At 49.1% G+C, this 21,058-nt stretch carries 15 protein-coding genes, 1 tRNA gene and 1 riboswitch; of the genes, 9 read left to right on the top strand and 7 right to left on the bottom strand.

Annotation, left to right across the window (positions count from 1 at the left end; genetic code table 11):
* Positions 1-88: 88 nt before the first annotated feature.
* The gene (locus tag INF29_RS05900; RefSeq protein WP_072850001.1) at positions 89-1,468 is read right to left on the bottom strand and encodes a sodium-dependent transporter; all 1,380 of its coding nucleotides are present in this window, start codon (positions 1,466-1,468) and stop codon (positions 89-91) included.
* Positions 1,469-1,763: 295 nt separating this feature from the next.
* Here INF29_RS05900 and INF29_RS05895 point away from each other — a divergent pair, with 295 nt between their 5' ends.
* The 6 genes from INF29_RS05895 to INF29_RS05870 all read left to right on the top strand — a co-directional run bounded on the left by INF29_RS05895 (position 1,764) and on the right by INF29_RS05870 (position 7,698).
* Positions 1,764-3,026, top strand: coding sequence for an L-cysteine desulfidase family protein (locus tag INF29_RS05895; RefSeq protein ID WP_193485235.1), 1,263 nt, complete (start codon positions 1,764-1,766; stop codon positions 3,024-3,026).
* Between the two features lie 345 nt (positions 3,027-3,371).
* Positions 3,372-4,610, top strand: a complete 1,239-nt coding sequence (locus tag INF29_RS05890; RefSeq protein WP_243184107.1) for an alanine/glycine:cation symporter family protein — start codon at positions 3,372-3,374, stop codon at positions 4,608-4,610.
* Positions 4,611-4,859: 249 nt separating this feature from the next.
* Positions 4,860-4,932: transfer RNA gene (locus tag INF29_RS05885), tRNA-Phe, on the top strand.
* Positions 4,933-5,039: 107 nt separating this feature from the next.
* Entirely contained in the window at positions 5,040-5,402 is a 363-nt protein-coding gene (locus INF29_RS05880) for a NusG domain II-containing protein (RefSeq protein WP_191343801.1), read from the top strand.
* Position 5,403: 1 nt separating this feature from the next.
* Entirely contained in the window at positions 5,404-5,895 is a 492-nt protein-coding gene (locus tag INF29_RS05875; protein ID WP_072850009.1) for a Gx transporter family protein, read from the top strand.
* Positions 5,896-6,192: 297 nt separating this feature from the next.
* On the top strand, positions 6,193-7,698 hold the full coding sequence (locus tag INF29_RS05870; RefSeq protein WP_193485233.1) for an IMP dehydrogenase: 1,506 nt from the start codon (positions 6,193-6,195) through the stop codon (positions 7,696-7,698).
* 324 nt (positions 7,699-8,022) lie between these two features.
* Here the strand turns inward: INF29_RS05870 and INF29_RS05865 are convergent, their stop codons facing one another.
* The 5 genes from INF29_RS05865 to ribD form a co-directional block, all read right to left on the bottom strand.
* A complete protein-coding gene (locus INF29_RS05865) occupies positions 8,023-8,256 on the bottom strand; it encodes a hypothetical protein (protein WP_193485231.1) in 234 nt (77 codons plus the stop codon).
* 329 nt (positions 8,257-8,585) lie between these two features.
* A complete protein-coding gene (gene ribH / locus INF29_RS05860; RefSeq protein ID WP_072850016.1) occupies positions 8,586-9,047 on the bottom strand; it encodes a 6,7-dimethyl-8-ribityllumazine synthase in 462 nt (153 codons plus the stop codon).
* Between the two features lie 24 nt (positions 9,048-9,071).
* Positions 9,072-10,277, bottom strand: a complete 1,206-nt coding sequence (locus tag INF29_RS05855) for a bifunctional 3,4-dihydroxy-2-butanone-4-phosphate synthase/GTP cyclohydrolase II (RefSeq protein WP_072850018.1) — start codon at positions 10,275-10,277, stop codon at positions 9,072-9,074.
* An 18-nt stretch (positions 10,278-10,295) separates the two neighbouring features.
* A complete protein-coding gene (locus INF29_RS05850) occupies positions 10,296-10,946 on the bottom strand; it encodes a riboflavin synthase (protein ID WP_072850020.1) in 651 nt (216 codons plus the stop codon).
* Entirely contained in the window at positions 10,947-12,044 is a 1,098-nt protein-coding gene (gene ribD, locus INF29_RS05845) for a bifunctional diaminohydroxyphosphoribosylaminopyrimidine deaminase/5-amino-6-(5-phosphoribosylamino)uracil reductase RibD (protein WP_193485229.1), read from the bottom strand.
* A 177-nt stretch (positions 12,045-12,221) separates the two neighbouring features.
* Positions 12,222-12,363, bottom strand: a riboswitch (FMN riboswitch).
* A gap of 461 nt (positions 12,364-12,824) precedes the next feature.
* Between ribD and INF29_RS05840 the strand changes: the two genes are divergently transcribed.
* Both INF29_RS05840 and INF29_RS05835 read left to right on the top strand, forming a co-directional pair.
* A complete protein-coding gene (locus INF29_RS05840; RefSeq protein ID WP_193485227.1) occupies positions 12,825-15,419 on the top strand; it encodes a cation-translocating P-type ATPase in 2,595 nt (864 codons plus the stop codon).
* A 121-nt stretch (positions 15,420-15,540) separates the two neighbouring features.
* Positions 15,541-15,960: a potassium channel family protein gene (locus INF29_RS05835; RefSeq protein ID WP_193485225.1), complete on the top strand. Its 420-nt coding sequence runs from the start codon at positions 15,541-15,543 to the stop codon at positions 15,958-15,960.
* Between the two features lie 38 nt (positions 15,961-15,998).
* Here INF29_RS05835 and INF29_RS05830 read toward each other — a convergent pair whose 3' ends face one another.
* Positions 15,999-17,975: an FUSC family protein gene (locus tag INF29_RS05830; protein ID WP_193485223.1), complete on the bottom strand. Its 1,977-nt coding sequence runs from the start codon at positions 17,973-17,975 to the stop codon at positions 15,999-16,001.
* A gap of 264 nt (positions 17,976-18,239) precedes the next feature.
* Here INF29_RS05830 and INF29_RS05825 point away from each other — a divergent pair.
* Positions 18,240-21,058 (top strand): Ig-like domain-containing protein (locus tag INF29_RS05825; RefSeq protein WP_193485221.1); only part of this gene is annotated, 2,819 nt, incomplete at its 3' end.

Below are 21,058 nucleotides of genomic sequence, written 5' to 3'. Positions count from 1 at the left end.
TAATTCCCCTTAAGAAATCAAGAAAAAACAATGTTTTCTGAAGAGGAATTTGCTTTTTTCCATACCTTTTTATAATACGCTTTTCGCTTTATGCCGCGAAGAATTTGGAATAGTACCCCATGACGAAGATGAACAGTACGATCAGGGGCAGTACCCATTTGATGTAGATGCGCAGGCAGTTGGGGAATTTCAGCCCTTTGCCCGCATTGGCCTCTGCCAGGAAGTTGTCCCAGCCCCAGCCCATTTTCCAGCTGCAGAACAGGACGAAGATCAGGCTGCCCAGAGGCAGGATGTTCTGGCTGACGATGAAGTCTTCCAGATCCAGCACTGCGGTATCAGGACCGAAGGGCTGGAAGCCGCTCCACAGGTTATAGCCCAGTACACAAGGCATGGACAGCAGAATGATGGCAATGACATTGATGATGATGACTTTCTTTCTGCTGGCGTTGGTCAGGTCTGTGGCAAAGGAAATGATGTTCTGGAACACGGCAATGACGGTGGAGAAAGACGCAAAGCACATGAACAGGAAGAACAAAGAGCCCCAGAGTCTGCCGCCGGGCATGTTGTTGAACACGTTAGGCAGTGTCACGAAGATCAGGGAAGGACCCTGACCGGGGTTTACGCCGTAAGCGAAGCATGCAGGGAAGATGATCATACCAGCCATGAACGCTACGAAGGTGTCCAGAATGGTGATGAGGATGGCTTCCCCTGTGAGAGAACGGGATTTGTCGATGTAACTGCCGAAGATGGCAATGGCACCGATACCGATACTCAGTGTGAAGAACGCCTGACCCAGTGCCGCGAAAAGCACTTCCAACAGACCGTATTCTTTCAGTGCGCCAAAGTTGGGTTTCAGGTAGAATTCCAGACCGGCTTCGCCGCCTTCCAGCAATGCGGAACGCACTGCCAGCACGATCATCAGAAGCAGAAGCATCAGCATCATGACTTTGGTGATCTTTTCTACGCCGGCCTGTAAGCCCTGTGCGCAGATGGCAAAGCAAATGAGAACAACCACTACCATAAATCCAGTCATCAGACCGGGTCTGCCCAGCATGGTGTTAAAGGCTGCGCCGATGCCTTCTGCATCCAGCCCGTCAAAACCGCCGGCAGCTGTTTTGAAGAAATAGTAAAGCATCCAGCCGGCTACTGTGGTGTAGAACATCATCAGGATGTAGTTGCCGGCCATGCCGAGATATTTATACCAATGCCATTTGGTGCCTTTCGGCTCCAATACGTCCATGGCGCGGGCGATACTGCGCTGGCTGCCACGGCCAACAGAAAGTTCCGCCACCAGAATGGGAATCCCCATCAAAATCAGAAAGGCGATGTAAATCAGCACAAAGGCTGCGCCGCCATACTGTCCGGTGATGTAGGGAAATTTCCACACGTTCCCCAGCCCGATTGCACAGCCTGCGGAAATGAGGATGAAGCCCAGTCGGGAGGAGAACCTTTCTCTTTTTTGTTCCATAAATGATACCCTCCTGCTTGTGAAACAATAATATTATATAAAAATAAGTGCACACATTTGGCGAAAATACCAGATGCGGTGAGGTCTATTATAGTAGGGTGTATAGAAAAAAACAATGGAGTGGGGCAAAATGCACGATATATTATCAGACATCATGGCAGAATCGCCGAAAAATAAGGAAAAGCGGTAAGACAAGAAATCCATAGCTTTTGCAAAAGGAAAAGGGGTTCTCTCTGGCATTTTGCGGAAAATCATGTTACCCTGTTTAAAGAGAAATACAAGGGAGGAATATGCTATGAGAGAATTGACAGCGTTATTGAAAAAGGAAATCAGCCCCGCTTTGGGTGTCACAGAAGTAGGTGCCATTGCACTGGCATCTGCAAGAGCGGCAGCGGCGGCTGAAGGGAATATCAGGAAAATCCATGTGGAAATGAACGGCGGCATGTATAAAAACGCCTTTTCCTGCGCCATCCCCGGCACAAAGGAATTGGGCTGCGAAATGGCTGCCCTGCTGGGGGCTGTTTGCGGTGACTGGACACTGGGACTGGAATGTCTGAAACCCGTCACAGAAGCCGACGCAGACCGTGTGAAAGGTATGGGCATTGACGTGACCACTGCCGTAGACAAATCCAAAGAAGAAATCTACATTCTGGCAGAAGTGGAAACAGACAAAGGCACAGGCAAAGCCCTCATCGAAGCAAAACACAGCAACATCACAAAGGTTTGGAAAGACAGCACAGTGATTTTTGAAGCGGAAACAAAGGCAGCGGAAGCAGAAAAGCCTTTTCCTTTCGATACGGTGACCGTAGCGGATTTCGTGGATTATGTAAAAACAGTCCCTGCGGAAGAAATCGCCTTTGTACAGGATATGATTGACATGAACTGCGCTCTTTCCGCGGAAGGTGCAAAAGGTGCAGGGCTTTCCATCGGTGCTACACTGGATGCGTTCCGTGCAAAAGGCGTTTTGGGGGATGATATGATTTCCCGCGCACAGCACCTGACCACAGCGGCTATGGATGCCCGTCTGGCTGGTCTGCCTTTTCCTGCTATGAGCATTGTGGGCAGCGGTTCCCACGGTATCCTGTGCTCCATGCCTGTGGTTTCTTACGGCAGAAGCATCGGCGCAGACGCAGACACCATCCGCAGAGCCGTAGCTCTCAGCGGACTGATTACCATTTACAGCAAACATTACACCGGCAGACTGTCTGCTCTTTGCGGCTGTGTACTGGGCGGCGGCAGTGGTGCGGCAGCTGGTATCGTCCTGCTTATGGGCGGCGGTGCGGCAGAAGTGGCAGCGGCCATGGACCATATGGCAGCAAACCTGACAGGTATGATCTGTGACGGCGGCAGCACCGGATGTGCCCTGAAAGCTTACGCAGGGGTACATGCGGCATTCCTTTCCGCAATGCTTGCCATGAATGGCACAGCAATCCCTCATAACTTCGGTGTCATCGGTTCCACAGCGGAACAGACAGCCAAAAATCTGGGTCGTATCAGCATGGAAGGTATGGCGCCCATGGACAGCACCATCATTTCCGTTATGCAGGAAAAACGATAAGACGGTAATACGGGGAAAAAAGGGGAGAGTTTCACATGAAAGAAGTATTCGATGCCGTCAATCAGGTTTTTGACTTTGTGGTACCCATTGCGGATTTTCTGTGGGGGCTCCCAACCAATTTTGACTGGTATGCATCCATTCCCATTTTGGGGAATTTGTCCTTTGCCATTGTCATCCTCATTGGCTCTGGTATCTTTTTCAGCATTAAGACAGGATTTATCCAGGTGACCCATTTCCGCAAGGGTCTGCGGATTCTCATTGACCGAAAGACAGCGGCTGTAGGTATCACAACCTCTGGCAGCCTTCTTCCTCAGTTCTGCCATGCGTGTAGGACCGGGGAATATCATGGGTGTGACGGGCGCCATTGCCGTTGGCGGTCCCGGTGCTTTGTTCTGGATGTGGGTCAGTGCCTTTTTCGGTATGGCAACGGCATTTATGGAAGCCACACTGGCGCAGATTTTCAAAGAAAGAAAAGGCGATGAACTGGTAGGCGGTCTGCCCTTCTATGGCAAGAAAATCATGGGCAACCGGGCGTGGGTAGGCGTTTTGCTTTCCTGTATCTTCATTTTGTACGCCATGTTCTGTCTGCCTGCACAGGCCTTCAACGTGTTTTCCTCTGTAGGCTCTGTGGCGGAAATCGTCACAGGGGAAACATTCTCACGGACATCGATGCTTTACTGTATCACAGGTATCCTCCTCATTGGCGGCACCACATTTTTTGCCTTTGGCGGTATCCATAAAATCACAGCGGTGACAGATAAAATGGTGCCTGTCATGGCAGTGATTTACTGCGGTACGGTACTGCTTATTGCTCTTTTGAATATTGGCACCATTCCGTATTTCTTTGGTGCGGTATTCGGCGGCGCATTCACACCGGAAGCTGTTTTCGGCGGTTTCTTCGGCACAGCCCTTGCACAGGGGGTAAAACGGGGGCTCATGTCCAATGAAGCAGGTCAGGGGACGATCACCATGTCCGCCGCTGCTTCTGACGCGGAACATCCCTGTGAACAGGGCGTAGTGCAGGCATTGGGCGTTTTTCTGGATACCATGGTGGTCTGCACATTGTCCGGTTTCATCGTTGTTATGGCGCACCTGTGGAGCGCAGACCCGGCGGCTTGGGAAGGCCTGAAAACCCAGCAGCTGCCTTTGTATCTGGCGTCCATCACCTCTTTGACACCGGGCAGCGGCGCCGATAGCCTGGTGACACTGCTCATCAGCGTGTGCTATGGATTGTTCGCCTATACCTGTATTGTGGGCTTCATCATTTTCGCGGAGATTGCCGCAAACCGTATTAGCCGCAAACGTCCCTTCATTTATTTTGTGCGGATTCTGGGGGCGCTGGTGTTCATTCCCTTTGGTGTTCTGTCCGTTATGGCAGGGCTGGAACTGGGGAACTTGTGGTATATCTCAGACCTTGGCAATATCATCATCGTGTACTGTAACTTGCCTGTGTTGTTCGTAGGGGCAAAATATGCTTTCCGTGCCACACGGCATTTCAAGAAAAAAGATGGTATACCCTTTACCTCTGATGTTGTGGGCATTACCTGCGATTATTGGGATGAAAAGGCAAAACAAAAAAGCTGATCTGCAAAACAGAAAAAACCCTAAGCGTTTTTTCATAAGAAAAGAAAGATAGCCGGAATCATTGTGAACGGAAGATTCCGGCTATTTTATTTTTATGAGGATTGTTTTCTGAAGGGGAATTTGCTTTGTTTTCCACCTTTTTGTTCTTCTCAGAAAGAAAAAAATGAAATTTTGTATTTTTTTTTGAAATTTGGTGTTGACAGAACTGCAAATCTGCGTTACAATGTACAAGCATCAAAGATGCGATGTGCCCAGATAGCTCAGTTGGTAGAGCAGAGGACTGAAAATCCTCGTGTCACTGGTTCGATTCCGGTTCTGGGCATTTTTTTATGTACTACAATAATAAATCCTACTACTACTGGAAAAAGGAAGCACGTGCTTCCTTTTTTTCCTAATATATGAAAAAAAGAAATAGAAAGTGGTGGAGAGATGAAACGCCTGGATTTGATTTTGATTGCAGGGGTACTGGTTTTAGCGGGGATTATCTATCTGGTGTTTTTGGGCAGCGCCGAAGACGGCGGCAAAGCGGTCATCACCGTGGACGGACAGGTGGTGCAGGAACTGCCTTTGGACGAAGATACCACCTATCAGGTGGAAACACCGGAAGGATATAATATAGTAGAAATCAAAGATGGCTGGGCGGATGTCATCGAAGCGGACTGCCGGGACGGTCTTTGTGCCGACCAGAAGCGGATTCACAAAACAGGAGAAACCATTGTCTGCCTGCCTCATAAAATGGTGGTCACCATTGAAGCAGGTACGGAAAATACAGTAGATGCGGTGGTGGGATGATATGAGAAGCAGTAAAGTAGCACAATACGGACTTTTTGCGGCGTTGGCCATCCTCATGGGCTATGTGGAAATGCTCATTCCTCTGCCTTTGCTGGTGCCCGGCATGAAGCTGGGTCTGGCAAACGTCATCATCGTCATTGTCCTGTATCATATGGATACCAAGTCAGCCTTTTTTATTTCCCTGGTCCGTGTCCTCATGTCGGGACTGCTGTTCCAGGGCTTCGCGGGACTGCTGTACTCTCTGGCAGGCGCTCTCCTTTCTCTGGCTGTCATGGCTCTTTTGAAGAAAACAGGAAAGGTCAGCATCACTGGCGTCAGCGTCATGGGCGGTGTGTTCCATAACGTGGGGCAGATCATCGTGGCGGCGGCTGTGGTGGAAAACATCAAAATGGCATACTATCTGCCGTTCTTGCTGGTGACCGGCGTGGTGACCGGCTTTGTCATCGGTGCCGTAGCCCGTTTGGCATTGGGCTATCTGCAAAGAAGAACCTAAGAAAGGTGCCTTTTTGCAGGCAAAAAATGACGAATTTTCACAAAATCAAAAAAAATGTCTCTGCCCCCTTGAACAGGGGGCTTTTTAGTGCTAAAATCGTATGCAATACAAGGACAACGGCATGTTGTATACACAAAAGAGAAACCAGAAACGGAAAAAAGAAATTTTGGTAAAATTGTAAGGTAGGAAAAGAACAGAAAAACGCGCTTTTCCTCTTTTTTTATCCAAGAAACCCAAAAGCCTCCGGGCTTTTATGATAGTCAACCATCACCCAGTATTTGAAAAGGAGAGAAGAAAATGGCAACTTACTTTACAGAACCTTCCAGAACTTTCAGCGAATACCTGCTGGTACCCGGGTATTCTTCCAAAGAATGTATGGTAGATAGCGTGAGTCTGAAAACACCCGTGGTAAAATTCAAAAAAGGGGAAGAACCCGCTTTGACCATGAACATTCCACTGGTTTCCGCTGTTATGCAGGCAGTATCTGACGACAAAATGGCAGTGGCTCTGGCAAAAGAAGGCGGCATTTCCTTCATTTTCGGCTCTCAGTCCATCGAAAGCCAGGCAGCCATGGTGACAAGAGCAAAGGCTTACAAAGCTGGTTTCGTGATCAGTGATTCCAACATCAGCCCCGAAAGCACACTGCAGGATATCCTGAACCTGAAAGAAAGAACAGGTCACTCCACAGTAGCTGTTACCACAGATGGTACCGCTCAGGGCAAACTGGTAGGTATGGTAACAAGCAGAGACTACCGTGTGAGCCGTCTGGACAAAGACGTGAAAGTAAAAGACTTCATGACTCCTCTGGATCAGCTGATTTATGCGCCTGCTGGCACAACACTGAAAGAAGCAAACGACATCATCTGGGACAACAAGATCAATCAGCTGCCCATCGTAGACGATGAAGGCAGACTGCAGTATCTGGTATTCCGTAAAGACTACGACAGCCATAAAGAAAACAAAAACGAACTGCTGGACGCACAGAAACGTTATGTGGTAGGCGCTGGTATCAACACTCGTGACTACAAAGAACGTGTGCCCGCACTGGTAGAAGCAGGCGTTGACATCCTGTGCATCGACTCCTCCGAAGGTTATTCCGAATGGCAGAAAATGACTCTGGACTGGGTAAGAGAAACATACGGCGACACCGTAAAAATCGGCGCTGGTAACGTTGTAGACGCAGAAGGCTTCCGTTTCCTGGCTGAATGCGGCGCGGACTTCGTTAAAGTTGGTATCGGCGGCGGCTCCATCTGTATCACAAGAGAACAGAAAGGTATCGGCCGTGGTCAGGCTTCCGCAGTTATCGAAGTAGCACAGGCAAGAGATGAATACTACAGAGCAACAGGCATCTATATCCCCATCTGCTCCGACGGTGGTATCGTTTACGACTACCACATGACACTGGCACTGGCTATGGGTGCAGACTTTATCATGCTGGGCAGATACTTCGCGCGTTTCGACGAAAGCCCTACAAACAAAGTAAACATCAACGGCAGCTACATGAAAGAATACTGGGGCGAAGGTTCTTCCAGAGCAAGAAACTGGCAGCGTTACGACATGGGCGGCGATGCAAAACTGTCCTTTGAAGAAGGTGTTGACTCCTACGTTCCTTACGCAGGCAGCCTGCATGACAACGTAAACCTGTCTCTGAAGAAAGTAAAATCCACCATGTGCAACTGCGGCGTTCTGTCCATCCCCGAACTGCAGGAAAAAGCAAAGATCACTGTGATTTCCACAACCAGCTTGGTAGAAGGCGGCGCTCACGACGTACTGCTGAAAGACTCCAGCAAAAACTACAAATAAGATATTTTTGGGCAGAGAAGTCAAATTCTCTGCCTTTTTTTCTTCTATAATAATAAGAAGAAAGCCAAAAGAAAAAGACATTTTCTGTAAAGCAGTTTCCCCTTAAGAAAACATTGGTTTTTTTGTTTCTGATTTCTTAAGGGGAACTGCGACGGCTGTCTTCAGAAGAAAACATCTCTGATAAAATGATGATAAAAATAAGAAAGCTGAAAATCTTTGTGATACAAAGACTTTCAGCTTTCTTTGTTTTCTTATGAAGAAGCCCCTAGAACAGAAGATGGCTTTTTTATGCTGTTTTTATGGAGTTTGAATTTGAGAATGGTATTACCATGTTTTCCCCATCATCATGGCAATGTCCATGAGTTCTGTCACCATGGCGTATGTTTCGTCGGGGTCTTTCAGACGTTCCATGGTTTCCTCGTCGCTGTCAAAGCTGGCAACCAGCTCTCCGTAAATGTTGCAGAAATCCACTTGCCAGTCCTCGGTGACATTTTTGTATTTGCGCAGGTGATAGCACACCTCGCTTAAATCCTGAAAGGTATAAGTATCGTGAATCATGGCTTTCGCTCCTTTCGTTTCTCTGGCATTAGTATACCAAAAAAAGCGGGAGTGGAAAAGAAAAATTCAAGTGATATGATACATTTTTCAGAACGCGGAAGGGTTTGGGAAACAAAGAGTTTCCCAAATGGAATCCCAAGGGGAAAAGCGGGAGTTTCAATGCTTTTGAGCAGATGGATATTCTGCACCCCGAAGAAAACGGGGGCAGCAAAGCTGACTTTGCGGAGCAAAGTGCTTGACCCAACTGCTTTATACTTCTGTCTAATCGTCAAAGGCCCCATGAAATGAGCCTTTGACGAAAGGTGTTCGACTTCGTCGACACCTTTGAATTACATCTTTCTTGCCAGATCAACCATTTCGATGGCGGAGCATGCCACGTCATAGCCTTTGTTGCCTGCTTTTGTGCCTGCACGTTCAATAGCCTGTTCAATGGTGTCTGTAGTCAGTACGCCGAACATCACAGGTACGCCTGTTTCCAGAGCGATGTGTGCTGTGCCTTTGGAAACTTCGTTGCAGACATAGTCATAGTGGCTGGTTGCACCGCGGATGACTGCGCCCAGACACAGGATGGCGTCATATTTGCCGCTTTTTGCCATTTTCTGTGCGATGGTGGGGATTTCAAAAGCCCCGGGCACCCATGCAATAGAAATGTCGTCGCCGTCTACGCCGTGACGCACCAGAGCGTCTTCTGCGCCGCTGACCAGTTTGCTTACGATAAATTCGTTAAATCTTGCGGCAACAATGCCGATTTTCATACCCTTGCCGTTTAAATATCCTTCTAAAACTTTCATTGCTGTATCCTCCTGACTTTGTTTTTATAAAATGTGAGAGAAAATGTGACCCATTTTCTGCTGTTTTGTCTGCAAATAGAATTCATCATCTTCCTGGGGTTCGATTTCGATGGGCACACGTTCCACAATGGAAACGCCGAAGCCGTCCAGACCATAAACCTTTGTGGGGTTGTTTGTGAGGAGCCGCAGTTCTTTTGCACCTAAATCCTGCAAAATCTGTGCGCCGATCCAGTATTCCCGCAGGTCAGGTGCAAAGCCCAGTTCCAGGTTGGCTTCTACGGTATCTCTGCCTCTTTCCTGGAGTTCGTAGGCTTTCAGTTTGTTGATGAGCCCGATGCCTCTGCCTTCCTGACGCATGTACAGCAGGATGCCTCTGCCTTCTTTTTCGATTTGTGCCATGGCTGCCGCAAGCTGCTGTCCGCAGTCGCAGCGGCGGGAACCGAATACGTCACCTGTCAGGCATTCAGAGTGTACACGGCACAGCAGGTTTTTGCCGTCGCCGATGTCGCCTTTTACCAGTGCAACGTGGTGTTCGCCAGTCAGGTCGTTCACATAACCAAAAATGCGGAATTCGCCGTATTTTGTGGGCATTTTTGCTTCTGCTTCCCGAATGACGTGTTTTTCGTTGCGGCGGCAATAGTTCTGCAAATCGTGGATGGTGATGAATTTCAGGTTGTATTTGTCAGCCAGTTCCCACAGGGAAGGGGTACGCATCATGGTGCCGTCGTCTGCCATGATTTCGCAGCACAGACCGCACTGTTTCAGCCCAGCCAGACGCAGCAGGTCAACGGTAGCTTCTGTGTGTCCTTCTCTGGTGAGCACGCCGCCTCTGCGTGCAATGAGCGGGAACATGTGACCGGGACGACGGAAATCCTGGGGTTTTGCGTCGTCTTCCACGCATTTTCTTGCGGTGTAGCCGCGTTCTTCGGCGGAAATGCCTGTGGTGGTGTCTACATGGTCAATGGAAACGGTGAAAGCGGTGCAGTGGTTGTCTGTGTTGTCAGAAACCATCTGGGGCAGCATGAGCTTTTTGCCCAGTTCTTCGCTCATGGGCATGCAGATGAGCCCTTTGCCGTGGGTTGCCATAAAGTTTACGTTTTCTGTGGTGGCAAATTCTGCCGCACAAATCAAATCCCCTTCGTTTTCTCTGTCGGGGTCGTCAGTCACCAGAATCATACGACCCTGACGCAGTTCTTCCAATGCTTCTTCAATGGTGTTATATTCACGCATAACGTTATCCTCCTATGTTTAAAATCCGTTTTCCCGGAGGAAATCCATGGTCAATGTGGATTTCTTGGGAGTGGATTCTGTGTTCTTTGCTAAAAATTTCTGAATGTATTTGCCGATGACGTCTGTTTCCAGATTGCAGGCGTAGCCTTTGGGACGGTCTAAAAGGGCGGTGTGTCCGCCGGTGTGGGGGATGATGCCTACTCGGAAGCTGTCTTTGCCCACATCCATGACCGTCAGGCTGGTGCCGTCAATGGCGATGGAGCCTTTTTCCACAATGCCCGAAAGGATTTCCGGGTCTGCGCCGATGGTGAGGACAACAGCCTGCCCCTCCGGCTTCTGGGAAAGGAAAGTGCCTTGCCCGTCAATGTGCCCCGTGACCATATGCCCGCCAAAACGCCCGTCTGCTGCCATGGCGCGCTCCAGATGTACCACGCTGCCCCGTTTCAGGCTGCCCAGATTGGTGCGGCGCAGGCTTTCCGCCATGACAAAGGCTGTAAAGCCGTCTTTTTCCAGTTTCGTCACCGTCAGACAGGTGCCGTTGACGGCGATGCTGTCCCCCAGCTTTGTGCCGCCCAGTACGGTGGTTGCAGCAATTTGCAGCTCGCCGCCGTCTTTGGTGAGGGAAACACCCCGAATGGTGCCCAGTTCCTCAATGATGCCTGTGAACATTTACTTCGCCTCCTGTTTCGGGAAATCATAAACGCAGAGTACGTCGTTTCCAAAGGTCTGTACTTCTGCCAGATGCAGGTCAGCCGCTTCCGATGGAAGGGATATGCCTTCTCCTGCAATGGGTGATTTTGCTGCTGCGCCCCCAAATACTTTTGCCCCAATGTATACATACGCCCGTTGTATCAGGTTTTCTGCCAGAAAAGCTGCGTTCAGTGTGGCGCCGCCTTCCAGCAGGATACCGCTGATTTGTTTTTCCCCCAGTCTGTCCATAAGGGCAGGGAGGGGAACTTTTTCCCCGTCAAATACAAGCACTTCTGCGCCTTTTGCTGTCAGAGCTGCCTGTTTTTCTTCGTCCTTGGAACAGGTTGCCACAATGAGGGGAATGTCCTTTGCCGTCTGCACCAGTTTGCTTTCCAGGGGAATTTGCAGTTTGCTGTCACAGATGATGCGGATGGGATTCCGTGCCTCATCACCCAGTCGGCAGTTCAGCATGGGGTCGTCTGCAAGAACGGTGCCGATGCCTGCCAGTATGGCTGGATACCGCCGCCGCAGAGCATGGACATGATAGCGGCTGGCTTCGTTGGTGATCCACTGGGATGCGCCGGTGACTGTGGCAATTTTTCCGTCGGCAGTCATGGCGTATTTCATTGCCACATAAGGACGCTTTGTGGTGATGTAGTGAAAGAAAGGACCGTTGAGGGCGTCACATTCCTCCCGGAGGAAATCTTCTTCCACTTCCACGCCTGCTTCCCGGAGGATAGCCGCCCCTTTGCCTGCCACCTTGGGATTGGGGTCACGGGAACCAATGACCACTTTGGCAATGCCTGCTTCCAGCAGGGCTTCTGTGCAGGGCGGTGTCTTGCCGTAGTGACAGCAGGGCTCCAGTGTCACATAGATAGTGGCGCCTTTGGGTGAGGTGCGGCAGTTTGCCAGCGCGTTGCGCTCCGCGTGGAGTCCGCCAAAGCGTGCGTGCCAGCCTTCCCCGATGATTTCGCCGTCCTTGACAATGACCGCGCCCACCAGTGGGTTGGGGTCAACGGCGCCGATGCCGTTTTTGGCAAGGGCAATGGCGTGCCGCATAAAATCCTGTTTTTCCATTTTCGCCACTTCCTTTTCTGCAAAAAAATAACCCTGAACAGACGGGAAACCGTCCACTCAGGGCTTTGAAATCCATGAAAAAATACGCATATCCAAAACAAAGGGTACCACAAACACACCCCTTTTTGGTATACACAAAAGAACAGAACAAAAACAGAAAAATCTGCCTTGTACTGTCATGATCTTCTTCCATCCAGACTATACTGTCGGTTTTGGAATCTCACCAAATCCTGACTTGAACCTATGCCAAGTCCTGCGCATCGCTGCGCTCGCGGACTATACCGCCGATCGGGAATTTCACCCTGCCCTGAAGATACTGCCGTATGTAGTTGACGCATTTATCATAGACCCATGTTAAGAAAAAAACAAGCCCCTTTTTTGAAAAAAATTGCATGGATTTGCATACAAAATTTCGTTATATTTGCATAATGACAGGAAAATGCAAATGCAGACTGCCAAAAAAACAGAACGGGCGCTTTTGGGAAAAAAGAGGGAAAAATCAGGGGCTTTGGGGAAAAATAACAGGGGCAAAAAGAAAATTGCAATTTGTATGAATTTTTCTCTTGCCTTTTGTGCAAAAGTATGGTAGAGTCATTGTAATAAAAGGGAGTAGCTTGTGCGGCAAGCCGCATCGTCAGCGTTCGTCATCTCGGTGTTATTACCCGGGCGCGACTAAAAGAACATTTTCTTGAAAAGCAAGACTTTTATTGCATAACGAGAGGATTCGGTGCAATAAAAGTCTTTTTTATTTGCACGGGACACAGAGAAAGGGGAATTTCTATGGACAAACAATGGAAATTATCGCAGGAAGAACTCCTGCAGGAACTGAACAGCTCCATGAACGGGCTGACAGCGGAAGAAGCAAAGAAACGGCTGGAACAGTACGGCTACAACAAATTGCAGGAAGGCAAGCGCAAAGGCGTTTTGCAGGTATTTGCGGAACAGTTCGCAGACCTTTTGGTAATCATTCTGATTATCGCAGCCGTCATTTCCGCTCTGACAGGCGGTCTGGAAGGCACCATCGTTATTCTGGCAGTGCTCATCCTCAATGCCATTTTGGGTACGGTGCAGCACTTCAAAGCCCAGAAATCTCTGGACAGCCTGAAGGCTATGGCAGCACCCAATGCCCGCGTCATTCGTGACGGTCAGAAAATGGAAGTGCCTGCGGCAGAACTGGTGCCCGGGGACATCCTGCTCTTGGAAGCAGGGGACGTGACCGCCGCAGACGGCCGTGTATTGCAGAACTTCTCCTTGCAGGTCAGCGAAAGCGCACTGACAGGGGAATCTGAAAACGTAAATAAAATCGACACACCCATTGATCAGGATGAACTGCCTTTGGGTGACAGACTGAATATGGTATACAGCAGCTCTCTGGTGTCCTACGGCCGTGCGGTGGTACTGGTTACAGGTACAGGGATGCAGACAGAAATCGGTAAGATTGCCGACCTGATGGAATCCGCCCAGGAAAAGGCAACACCCCTCCAGCGCAGTCTGGACGATTTCTCCAAGAAACTGTCCATCATCATCATGGTCATCTGTGCCATCGTCTTTGGTCTGGGTGTATGGCGTAATATGGGTCTGGCAGAATCTCTGATGTTTGCCGTGGCTCTGGCAGTTGCTGCCATTCCCGAAGCCCTCAGCTCCATCGTGACCATCGGTCTTGCCATTGGTACTCAGAAAATGGCGAAAGAAAACGCCATCATCAAAAACCTCCGTGCCGTGGAAGGTCTGGGCTGTGTATCCGTGATCTGTTCTGATAAAACAGGTACACTGACACAGAACCGTATGACTGTAAAGAAAGCTTATGCCAACGGCAAAGTTTGGGAACCTGAAGAAGCAAAAGGCAATGATAAAGCCGTGAACGGTCTGGTGGCAGAAAGTGTATTGTGTAATGACGGCGCCATCAACGGCGAAACAGCGGTAGGCGACCCTACAGAAACCGCTCTGCTGTCCTTCTGCCGTACCATCGGCGGCGATGAAAATAAAGTCAGAGAAGAATTCCCTCGTTTGCAGGAAATTCCCTTTGACTCCGACAGAAAACTCATGTCTACTCTGCATTTCAGAAATAACCGTTATGAAATGCTTATCAAAGGCGCCCCTGACGTACTGCTGGCAAGATGTACTTCTGTGGAACAGAACGGCGAAGTCCTGCCTTTGACAGACGAAATCCGCAGCGCCATCGTAGACCAGAACAGAGATTTCTCCTCTCAGGGTCTGCGTGTACTGGCATTTGCCAAAAAGGTGCTTTCTGAAAACCGCCCTCTGACATTGGAGGACGAAACCGACCTGATTTTCACTGGTTTGATTGCCATGATGGACCCTCCTCGTGTGGAATCCGCGCCTGCTGTTGCGGACTGCCGCAGAGCTGGTATCCGTCCTGTTATGATTACTGGTGACCATAAGATCACTGCTTCTGCCATCGCAAAAGAAATCGGTATCCTGCAGGATGGCGACAGAGCTGTAGAAGGCAGCGAACTGGAAAAAATGACAGACGAAGAACTTCGCAATGAAGTAGAACATATTTCCGTTTATGCCCGTGTATCTCCCGAGCATAAAATCCGTATCGTAAGAGCATGGCAGGACAGAGGTCATGTGGCAGCTATGACAGGTGACGGCGTCAACGACGCGCCCGCACTGAAACAGGCTGACATCGGTATTGCCATGGGTATTACTGGTACAGAAGTATCCAAGGACGCAGCGTCCATGATTCTGACAGACGATAACTTCGCAACCATCGTCAAAGCCGTAGCCAACGGCAGAAACGTATACACCAACATCAAGAACTCCATCAAGTTCCTGCTTTCCGGTAACTTGGCTGGTATTCTGGTGGTTATGATCACATCCCTCTTTGGTCTGCCTCTGCCTTTTACAGCAGTACAGCTTCTGTTCATCAACTTGCTGACAGACAGCTTGCCCGCACTGGCAGTGAACATGGAAAAACCCACTGGCGACCTGCTGAACCAGAAACCCAGAAGCCCCAAAGAAGGTATTCTGACAAAAGACTTCTTGCAGACACTGGGTATCCAGGGTGCCCTCATTGCAGTGGCAACCATGGCAGCTTTCTATCTGGGTATGCAGATCAACAACGGCATGGCTTGCACCATGGCTTTTGCAACACTTTGTATGGCACGTCTGTTCCACGGCTTCAACTGCCGCGGTTCCCGTTCCATCTTCCGTCTGCCTTCCAATCCTTACAGCGTAGGTGCTTTCTTCGTAGGCACACTGCTGCTGATGCTGGTACTGTTTGTGCCCGCACTCCATGGATTGTTTGACATCGACAACGCTCTGACACTGACAAACATCGGTCAGATTGTAGGTCTGGCATTTGCGCCTACCTTCCTGATCCAGCTGTCCAGAATCGTCAGAGGCAAATAAGATTACGTCACCCTATGGGGTTATGTGCAGTATAACCCCATAGCGATTTTTGATATCCCCGTATTTCCCTCCCAAAAAAATACGGGGTATTTTTTTGGAAAAAGAGGGGGAAGGAGATAACATGCGCAGGATATCTTTGCTTTGGAAAGTGGTTCGTATCACCCATGCGGAACGGTTTGCCGTTGGTTATGTACTGCTGTTGTTTCTGGTGGCAGTGGCAGTCTGGCTGGCAGATCCGTCCATCACCACATTGGCAGACAGTCTTTGGTACTGTTTTGCAGCGTCTACCACCATTGGCTTTGGAGATTTTGTGGCAGTGACATGGGGCGGCAGAATTTTGACGGTACTTTTGGCGCTTTACGGCATTTTTGTGGTGGCATTGGTGCCGGGGGTCATGGTGAATTATTTCATTGAGTTCAATAAGATTCGCTATAACGAAAGTCTTGTGCTGTTCATGGATCAATTGGAACATCTGGATACCCTGTCCAAAGAAGAACTTCGGAAAATTTCCGCCAAAGTCCGCAATTTCCGCAGAAAATAAAAAAACAGAGCATTTCTTTTTGGAAAAATGCTCTGTTTTTATTTGCGGGCAAGTTCTTTTTTCTTAAAAATCAGGGTGTTGCTTGCTATCTGACTGTACAAGGACCGCAGGTGTCCGCTGTTGCGCATGTACTGGGTCAGCACGTAAGTCAGGTCTTTGTCCCGAAAATCCCGGTGAAGGGCAATGGAAGGCGTTGTGGGCTGGGGCGGGAAGATTTCCCTTTGCAGCTGTATGGTCAAATCCATGAGGGCAGGATATTCTTCTCGTTCCGCAGAGCCTGTCTGCATGAGGTATGCCGTCTGTTCCAGCTCGGAGAATGTTTTCCAGAGGGTCACCAGCAGCTCATGATATACCGTGCCCGTTTCTCCCGGCAGTTCTCTCTGTATGTATTCCCTGCACTGGGCGTAAATCATGTGGAACTCCGTCAGCAGTTCATTGTACTCATGTAAATCCACGTTTTGTGACAAACTGTGACGAGCAATTTCCCAGTAGGAGGCGTGGAGCTGGAATAGTCTGCGGATGTTCAGGGCAAACTGCTTTTCTTTTGTGGTAGGGAAGAAAAACAGGTTGATGACGGAAACCAGCAGTACCGCCGTGATGACATAGGCAATACGCAGCCAGATCAACGTATTGTCCTGCATGGACATGGACGCCAGAATCAGGGCAAAGCTGGTGGAGAAAATGGGCTGTACCCATGTGCCGGGGGTAGAGCAGTACATGAAGAACATCATGAGAAAAGCAAAGGCAAACTGCATGGGAACTGTGGGCAGGAAAGGCTCAACCAGTGCCACCACCAAACAGCCCAAAGCCGTACCAATGGGACGAGTCACCAAACGATGCTCGCTGTCCTCAAAGCTGGGCTGGAGCAGCAAAAAGGCATTCAAAGGGAACCAGTATACATGGTTTGCGTGGGAAATAGCCATGGCGCCGCAGCTGATGGTCAGCACCACAGAAAGCCGCAGGGCAAACCGGGTTTCGATGGAATGGCGGGAAATGCGCCGCCGGAATTTCAGCCATGTTTCCTGCCAGTCTACGCCGAACCACTGGAGATTCTGCTTTTTTGTGGCAGGGTAAGTATGGCAGATCAGTATAAGCATGTGCAGACAGCTCCGGTAAAAGATGCGCACCCGTCCTTCGGGCATTTCTCTTTGCTCCAAGAGAGTACGGGCTTTGGCAATGAGTTCTGTGTTGTCTGTTTCGTTGAGGGTCTGGGACGCTTCTTCTGCCAATTCCGCCACCTCTGTCAAACGGGGCAGGGCATTTTGCTGAACTTCGTCCTGCTGCCAAGCTTTGTCCCGCACCAGATAAAAACTTCGCTGGAACATGACTGCCAGCATATCAAAGCATTTTTTGCCGTGGTCGCCTTTTTGGAACACCGTCTGCATCTGGTATGCCATGCGGTGGTAAGTGTCCTCTAATTTGTAGAGTTCTTTGGAAAAATCGTCGTCAGTTTCCCCGTCAGCAATGCGGGTGAGCATTTGAGAAAGCTGTTTCAGTCCGGTATGCAACGTCTGAACCGTAGGTTTTGCCTGCTTTTTGCCACGCTGTAAATAGGGATATAGCTTCAGTACAATGGCAAGGAATACCCAGCAGACCAGCACCACTTCCAGCTGTACGCCAAAGTCCTTTGGTTCCGGCGGCATGAATTGCAGGAATACGAATATCATGGCGCTGGCAAAATATCCTTTTGGCACGAATTGTGAAGATTGCAGGAAAACTAATGCAAAGGGAATGGCGAAATTCAAGAGCAGAGAAAGGGGCATATCCAACGTGGCAATCATGGCGAAAAGGGCAAGGGCTTCGCAGATGACCAGCTGACGGAACAGATACCCCCAGGAGTTGTATCGAGCATGGCGGATCTGGAACAGTACCGTGATGACAGAGGCTGTCATGACAAACTGCAGACCAAAAAACACTGCCACAATCAGGAAAGATGCGCCAAAGAAAAGCACCACCGGCAGTGCGCCCCGCCAGTTGGGTCGAAATTTGGGCAGATATTTTTTGATTTTTTCCATGGATACACCTCCTTTTTTCTTTGATGTTAAGATTTTGTATATTTTTTATGATAGCACAGTTTGGAGGCATTGAAAATATGGCAGGGGATTTTTGCGTGAGAATGAGGGCGGAAAAATCCTTATGTTACGGATATTACGATTTGTTTAAGGCTTTCTTACGAATGGCGGAAAACAGTTGTTTCTTAAGGAAAAACAGAGTACAGTAGCATTAGAAGAGGATAAAAATTCCATGAAAAGTTTTTCATTGATATGGGGGTGTAATTTATGAAGAAGAAACATGCGATTACCATTACAGCTGTGCTGGCGGCTTCTATGGCTATGAGCGTCACCGCTTTTGGTGCGCCCACGGACATTCAGGGCCACTGGGCACAGAATACCATCAACAAATGGGTGGATAAAGGGGACATCAGCGGCTATCCTGACGGGACTTTCCGCCCTAACAACATGATTACCAGAGCGGAATTTGTGGTGCTGGTAAATAACGCCATGGGCTACACAAAGAGCGGCTACGCTTATTTCTCCGACGTACCCAGCCATTACTGGGGTAAAAATGCCATCCAGACCGGTGTGGCAGCAGGCTATATTTCCGGCGACGGCAACGGCATTTTCCGTCCCAATGACCCTGTTACCAGACAGGAAGCGGCGGCCATGATTTCCCGTATTCTGGATTTGAAACAGAATGAAAGCCGGGCATACCGCTACACTGATTCCTACGCTATTTCCAATTGGGCAAAAGGCGTGGTGGGCGCTGTCAGCGAAGCAGGCATCATGGCAGGCTATCCCGATGGCTCCTTTGGACCGAACCGTGTTCTGACAAGAGCCGAAGCTGTTCTGGCACTGGATAAGACCGTGAACTACAAGCCCGGCGACAAGGAAGAAGATAAAGAAGAAACCCAAAAAGAAGATATGCTTCTGACCCAGACCAAACTGGAAGATACCACCATCACTGGTGACCTGACCATTTCTGACCGTCTTGGCACAAAGACCATCACACTGGAAGATGTGACGGTAAAAGGCAAACTCATCGTAGATGGCGGCGGTGAAATCATTCTGAAAGATTGTGACATCAAAGAAATGGTGATGGATCAGAAGGATACCGCAGTGAAAGCCAGCGGCAAGACCGCTGTGGAAAAAACCACATTTAAGAAAATCGGTAAACTGACCGGCGGCGATTATACAGACGTTATCGTGGATAAAGAGCTGTCTGGTTATATCACCATCGACGCAAAAGTACGTAATCTGACACTGGATGCAGAAACAGACCTGAAACTGGGTTCTGACGCCAGAATCAAAAATATGGAAATCACCAAAAACGCCGATAAGGCTACCATCGACTTTTCCAAGGGGAAAGTGGAAGATATGACCGTAAAGGATAAAGTTACCATCAAAGGCAGCGGCGACATCGACACCATGACCGTTTATGTCAGTGATGTAAATACCAGCATCCGCCCTGATACAGTGAAAACAAAGGACGGCGCAAGTAAGCCCAATTATACCGATGATAATGACGATTGGTATAAACCCAGCCGTTACCGCAATGTGACTGTGGATAGAGATTACAGCGGTGGCACTTACCGCAACGCCACTGTGACAAAATCCGGTATTACAGCGAAAAACATGACAGTACGGGAAAATCTCTATATTGACAGCGATGTGAAAGACGGCAGTGTCACATTGGAAGGCATGACCGTTTATGGCAATGTTTATGTAAAAGGCGGCGGTGAAAACTCCGTATACTTCAAAGACTGCAAGATCAGCGGCAATATTTATGCAGAAAAAACATATGGCGATAAGCCTGTTGGTTTGAAACTGGACAACAAGACTGCACAGGCACTGAAAGGCACGCTGTATATCCGTAAAAACGGTGCGGATGTCATCGGTCTGGAAAAAGACAATGGCACATATCTGAAACGGATCGTTGTGGATACAGATAAGCTGACCACACTGGATGATTTGCAGGCAGACCGCGTGGAAATCGTTGCAGCCAATGCAGATGTGAAGATTACGGCAAGTACCATTGTCAAAGAACTCTATGTGACTGACAAAGGATATGGCAGAATTGACCTGAGCGGTACCATTGGCAAATTGCAGGCGGATAATGCCATCACTGTCAAGGGCAGTGGCCGTATTGATGAAAAATCCGGCAAAGTTGAAGTGACAGAAGATGTGAAGATTGGTGTAACCAGTGTGACACTGGATAAAACTGATCTGACACTGGATGTGAATGATAAAGCAACTCTGACAGCAACTGTAAACCCCAATGACGCTACCAATAAGACAGTAACTTGGAAAAGCGACAAACCGGAAATCGTAGAGGTAGACAGCAACGGCAATGTGACCGCCAAGGCGGCAGGCACAGCTACCATCACTGCAACAGCGGATGGCAAGAGCGCAAGCTGCAAAGTGACTGTGAATGGACAGACAACTGTTCCCGTAGCCAGTGTAGAACTGAACCAGACGACACTGGAACTGATTGCTGGAAAGGAAGCAACCCTGACTGCAACAGTAAAACCTGATGATGCAACAAACAAAACTGTAACATGGAGCAGCAATAACGAAACCGTTGCAACAGTAGATAATAACGGCAAAGTGACAGCGAAAGCGGCAGGTGAAGCCATTATCACAGCGAAAGTAGGAGATAAACAGGTAACCTGTAATGTGAAGGTGACAGCAGCGGAAGTAGCAGTGGAAAGCGTGACACTGGATCAATCCAGTCTGGAACTGATTGCTGGAAAGGAAGCAACTCTGACTGCAACAGTAAAACCTGATAATGCAACAAACAGAACGGTTGCATGGGAAAGCAATGCAACAAATGTTGCGACAGTGGACAATAACGGCAAAGTGACAGCGAAAGCGGCAGGTGAAGCCATTATCACAGCGAAAGTAGGAGATAAACAGGCAACCTGTAATGTGAAGGTGACAGCAGCGGATGTGGCAGTGGAAAGCGTGACACTGAATCAATCCAGTCTGGAACTGATTGCTGGAAAGGAAGCAACTCTGACTGCAACAGTAAAACCTGATAATGCAACAAACAGAACGGTTGCATGGGAAAGCAATGCAACAAATGTTGCGACAGTGGACAA

The sequence above is a fragment of the Anaerotignum lactatifermentans genome, from assembly GCF_014982935.1.
Classification (GTDB): Bacteria; Bacillota; Clostridia; order Lachnospirales; family Anaerotignaceae; genus Anaerotignum; species Anaerotignum lactatifermentans.
Note: the sequence above shows the minus strand (reverse complement) of the source record. Positions and strands in the feature narration are given on the sequence as shown.

Coding starts and splice junctions, on each gene's coding strand:
- INF29_RS05900 (WP_072850001.1), bottom strand. CDS start 1,468: ATGGAACAAAAAAGAGAAAGGTTCTCCTCCCGACTGGGCTTCATCCTC.
- INF29_RS05895 (WP_193485235.1), top strand. CDS start 1,764: ATGAGAGAATTGACAGCGTTATTGAAAAAGGAAATCAGCCCCGCTTTG.
- INF29_RS05890 (WP_243184107.1), top strand. CDS start 3,372: ATGGGTGTGACGGGCGCCATTGCCGTTGGCGGTCCCGGTGCTTTGTTC.
- INF29_RS05880 (WP_191343801.1), top strand. CDS start 5,040: ATGAAACGCCTGGATTTGATTTTGATTGCAGGGGTACTGGTTTTAGCG.
- INF29_RS05875 (WP_072850009.1), top strand. CDS start 5,404: ATGAGAAGCAGTAAAGTAGCACAATACGGACTTTTTGCGGCGTTGGCC.
- INF29_RS05870 (WP_193485233.1), top strand. CDS start 6,193: ATGGCAACTTACTTTACAGAACCTTCCAGAACTTTCAGCGAATACCTG.
- INF29_RS05865 (WP_193485231.1), bottom strand. CDS start 8,256: ATGATTCACGATACTTATACCTTTCAGGATTTAAGCGAGGTGTGCTAT.
- ribH (WP_072850016.1), bottom strand. CDS start 9,047: ATGAAAGTTTTAGAAGGATATTTAAACGGCAAGGGTATGAAAATCGGC.
- INF29_RS05855 (WP_072850018.1), bottom strand. CDS start 10,277: ATGCGTGAATATAACACCATTGAAGAAGCATTGGAAGAACTGCGTCAG.
- INF29_RS05850 (WP_072850020.1), bottom strand. CDS start 10,946: ATGTTCACAGGCATCATTGAGGAACTGGGCACCATTCGGGGTGTTTCC.
- ribD (WP_193485229.1), bottom strand. CDS start 12,044: ATGGAAAAACAGGATTTTATGCGGCACGCCATTGCCCTTGCCAAAAAC.
- INF29_RS05840 (WP_193485227.1), top strand. CDS start 12,825: ATGGACAAACAATGGAAATTATCGCAGGAAGAACTCCTGCAGGAACTG.
- INF29_RS05835 (WP_193485225.1), top strand. CDS start 15,541: ATGCGCAGGATATCTTTGCTTTGGAAAGTGGTTCGTATCACCCATGCG.
- INF29_RS05830 (WP_193485223.1), bottom strand. CDS start 17,975: ATGGAAAAAATCAAAAAATATCTGCCCAAATTTCGACCCAACTGGCGG.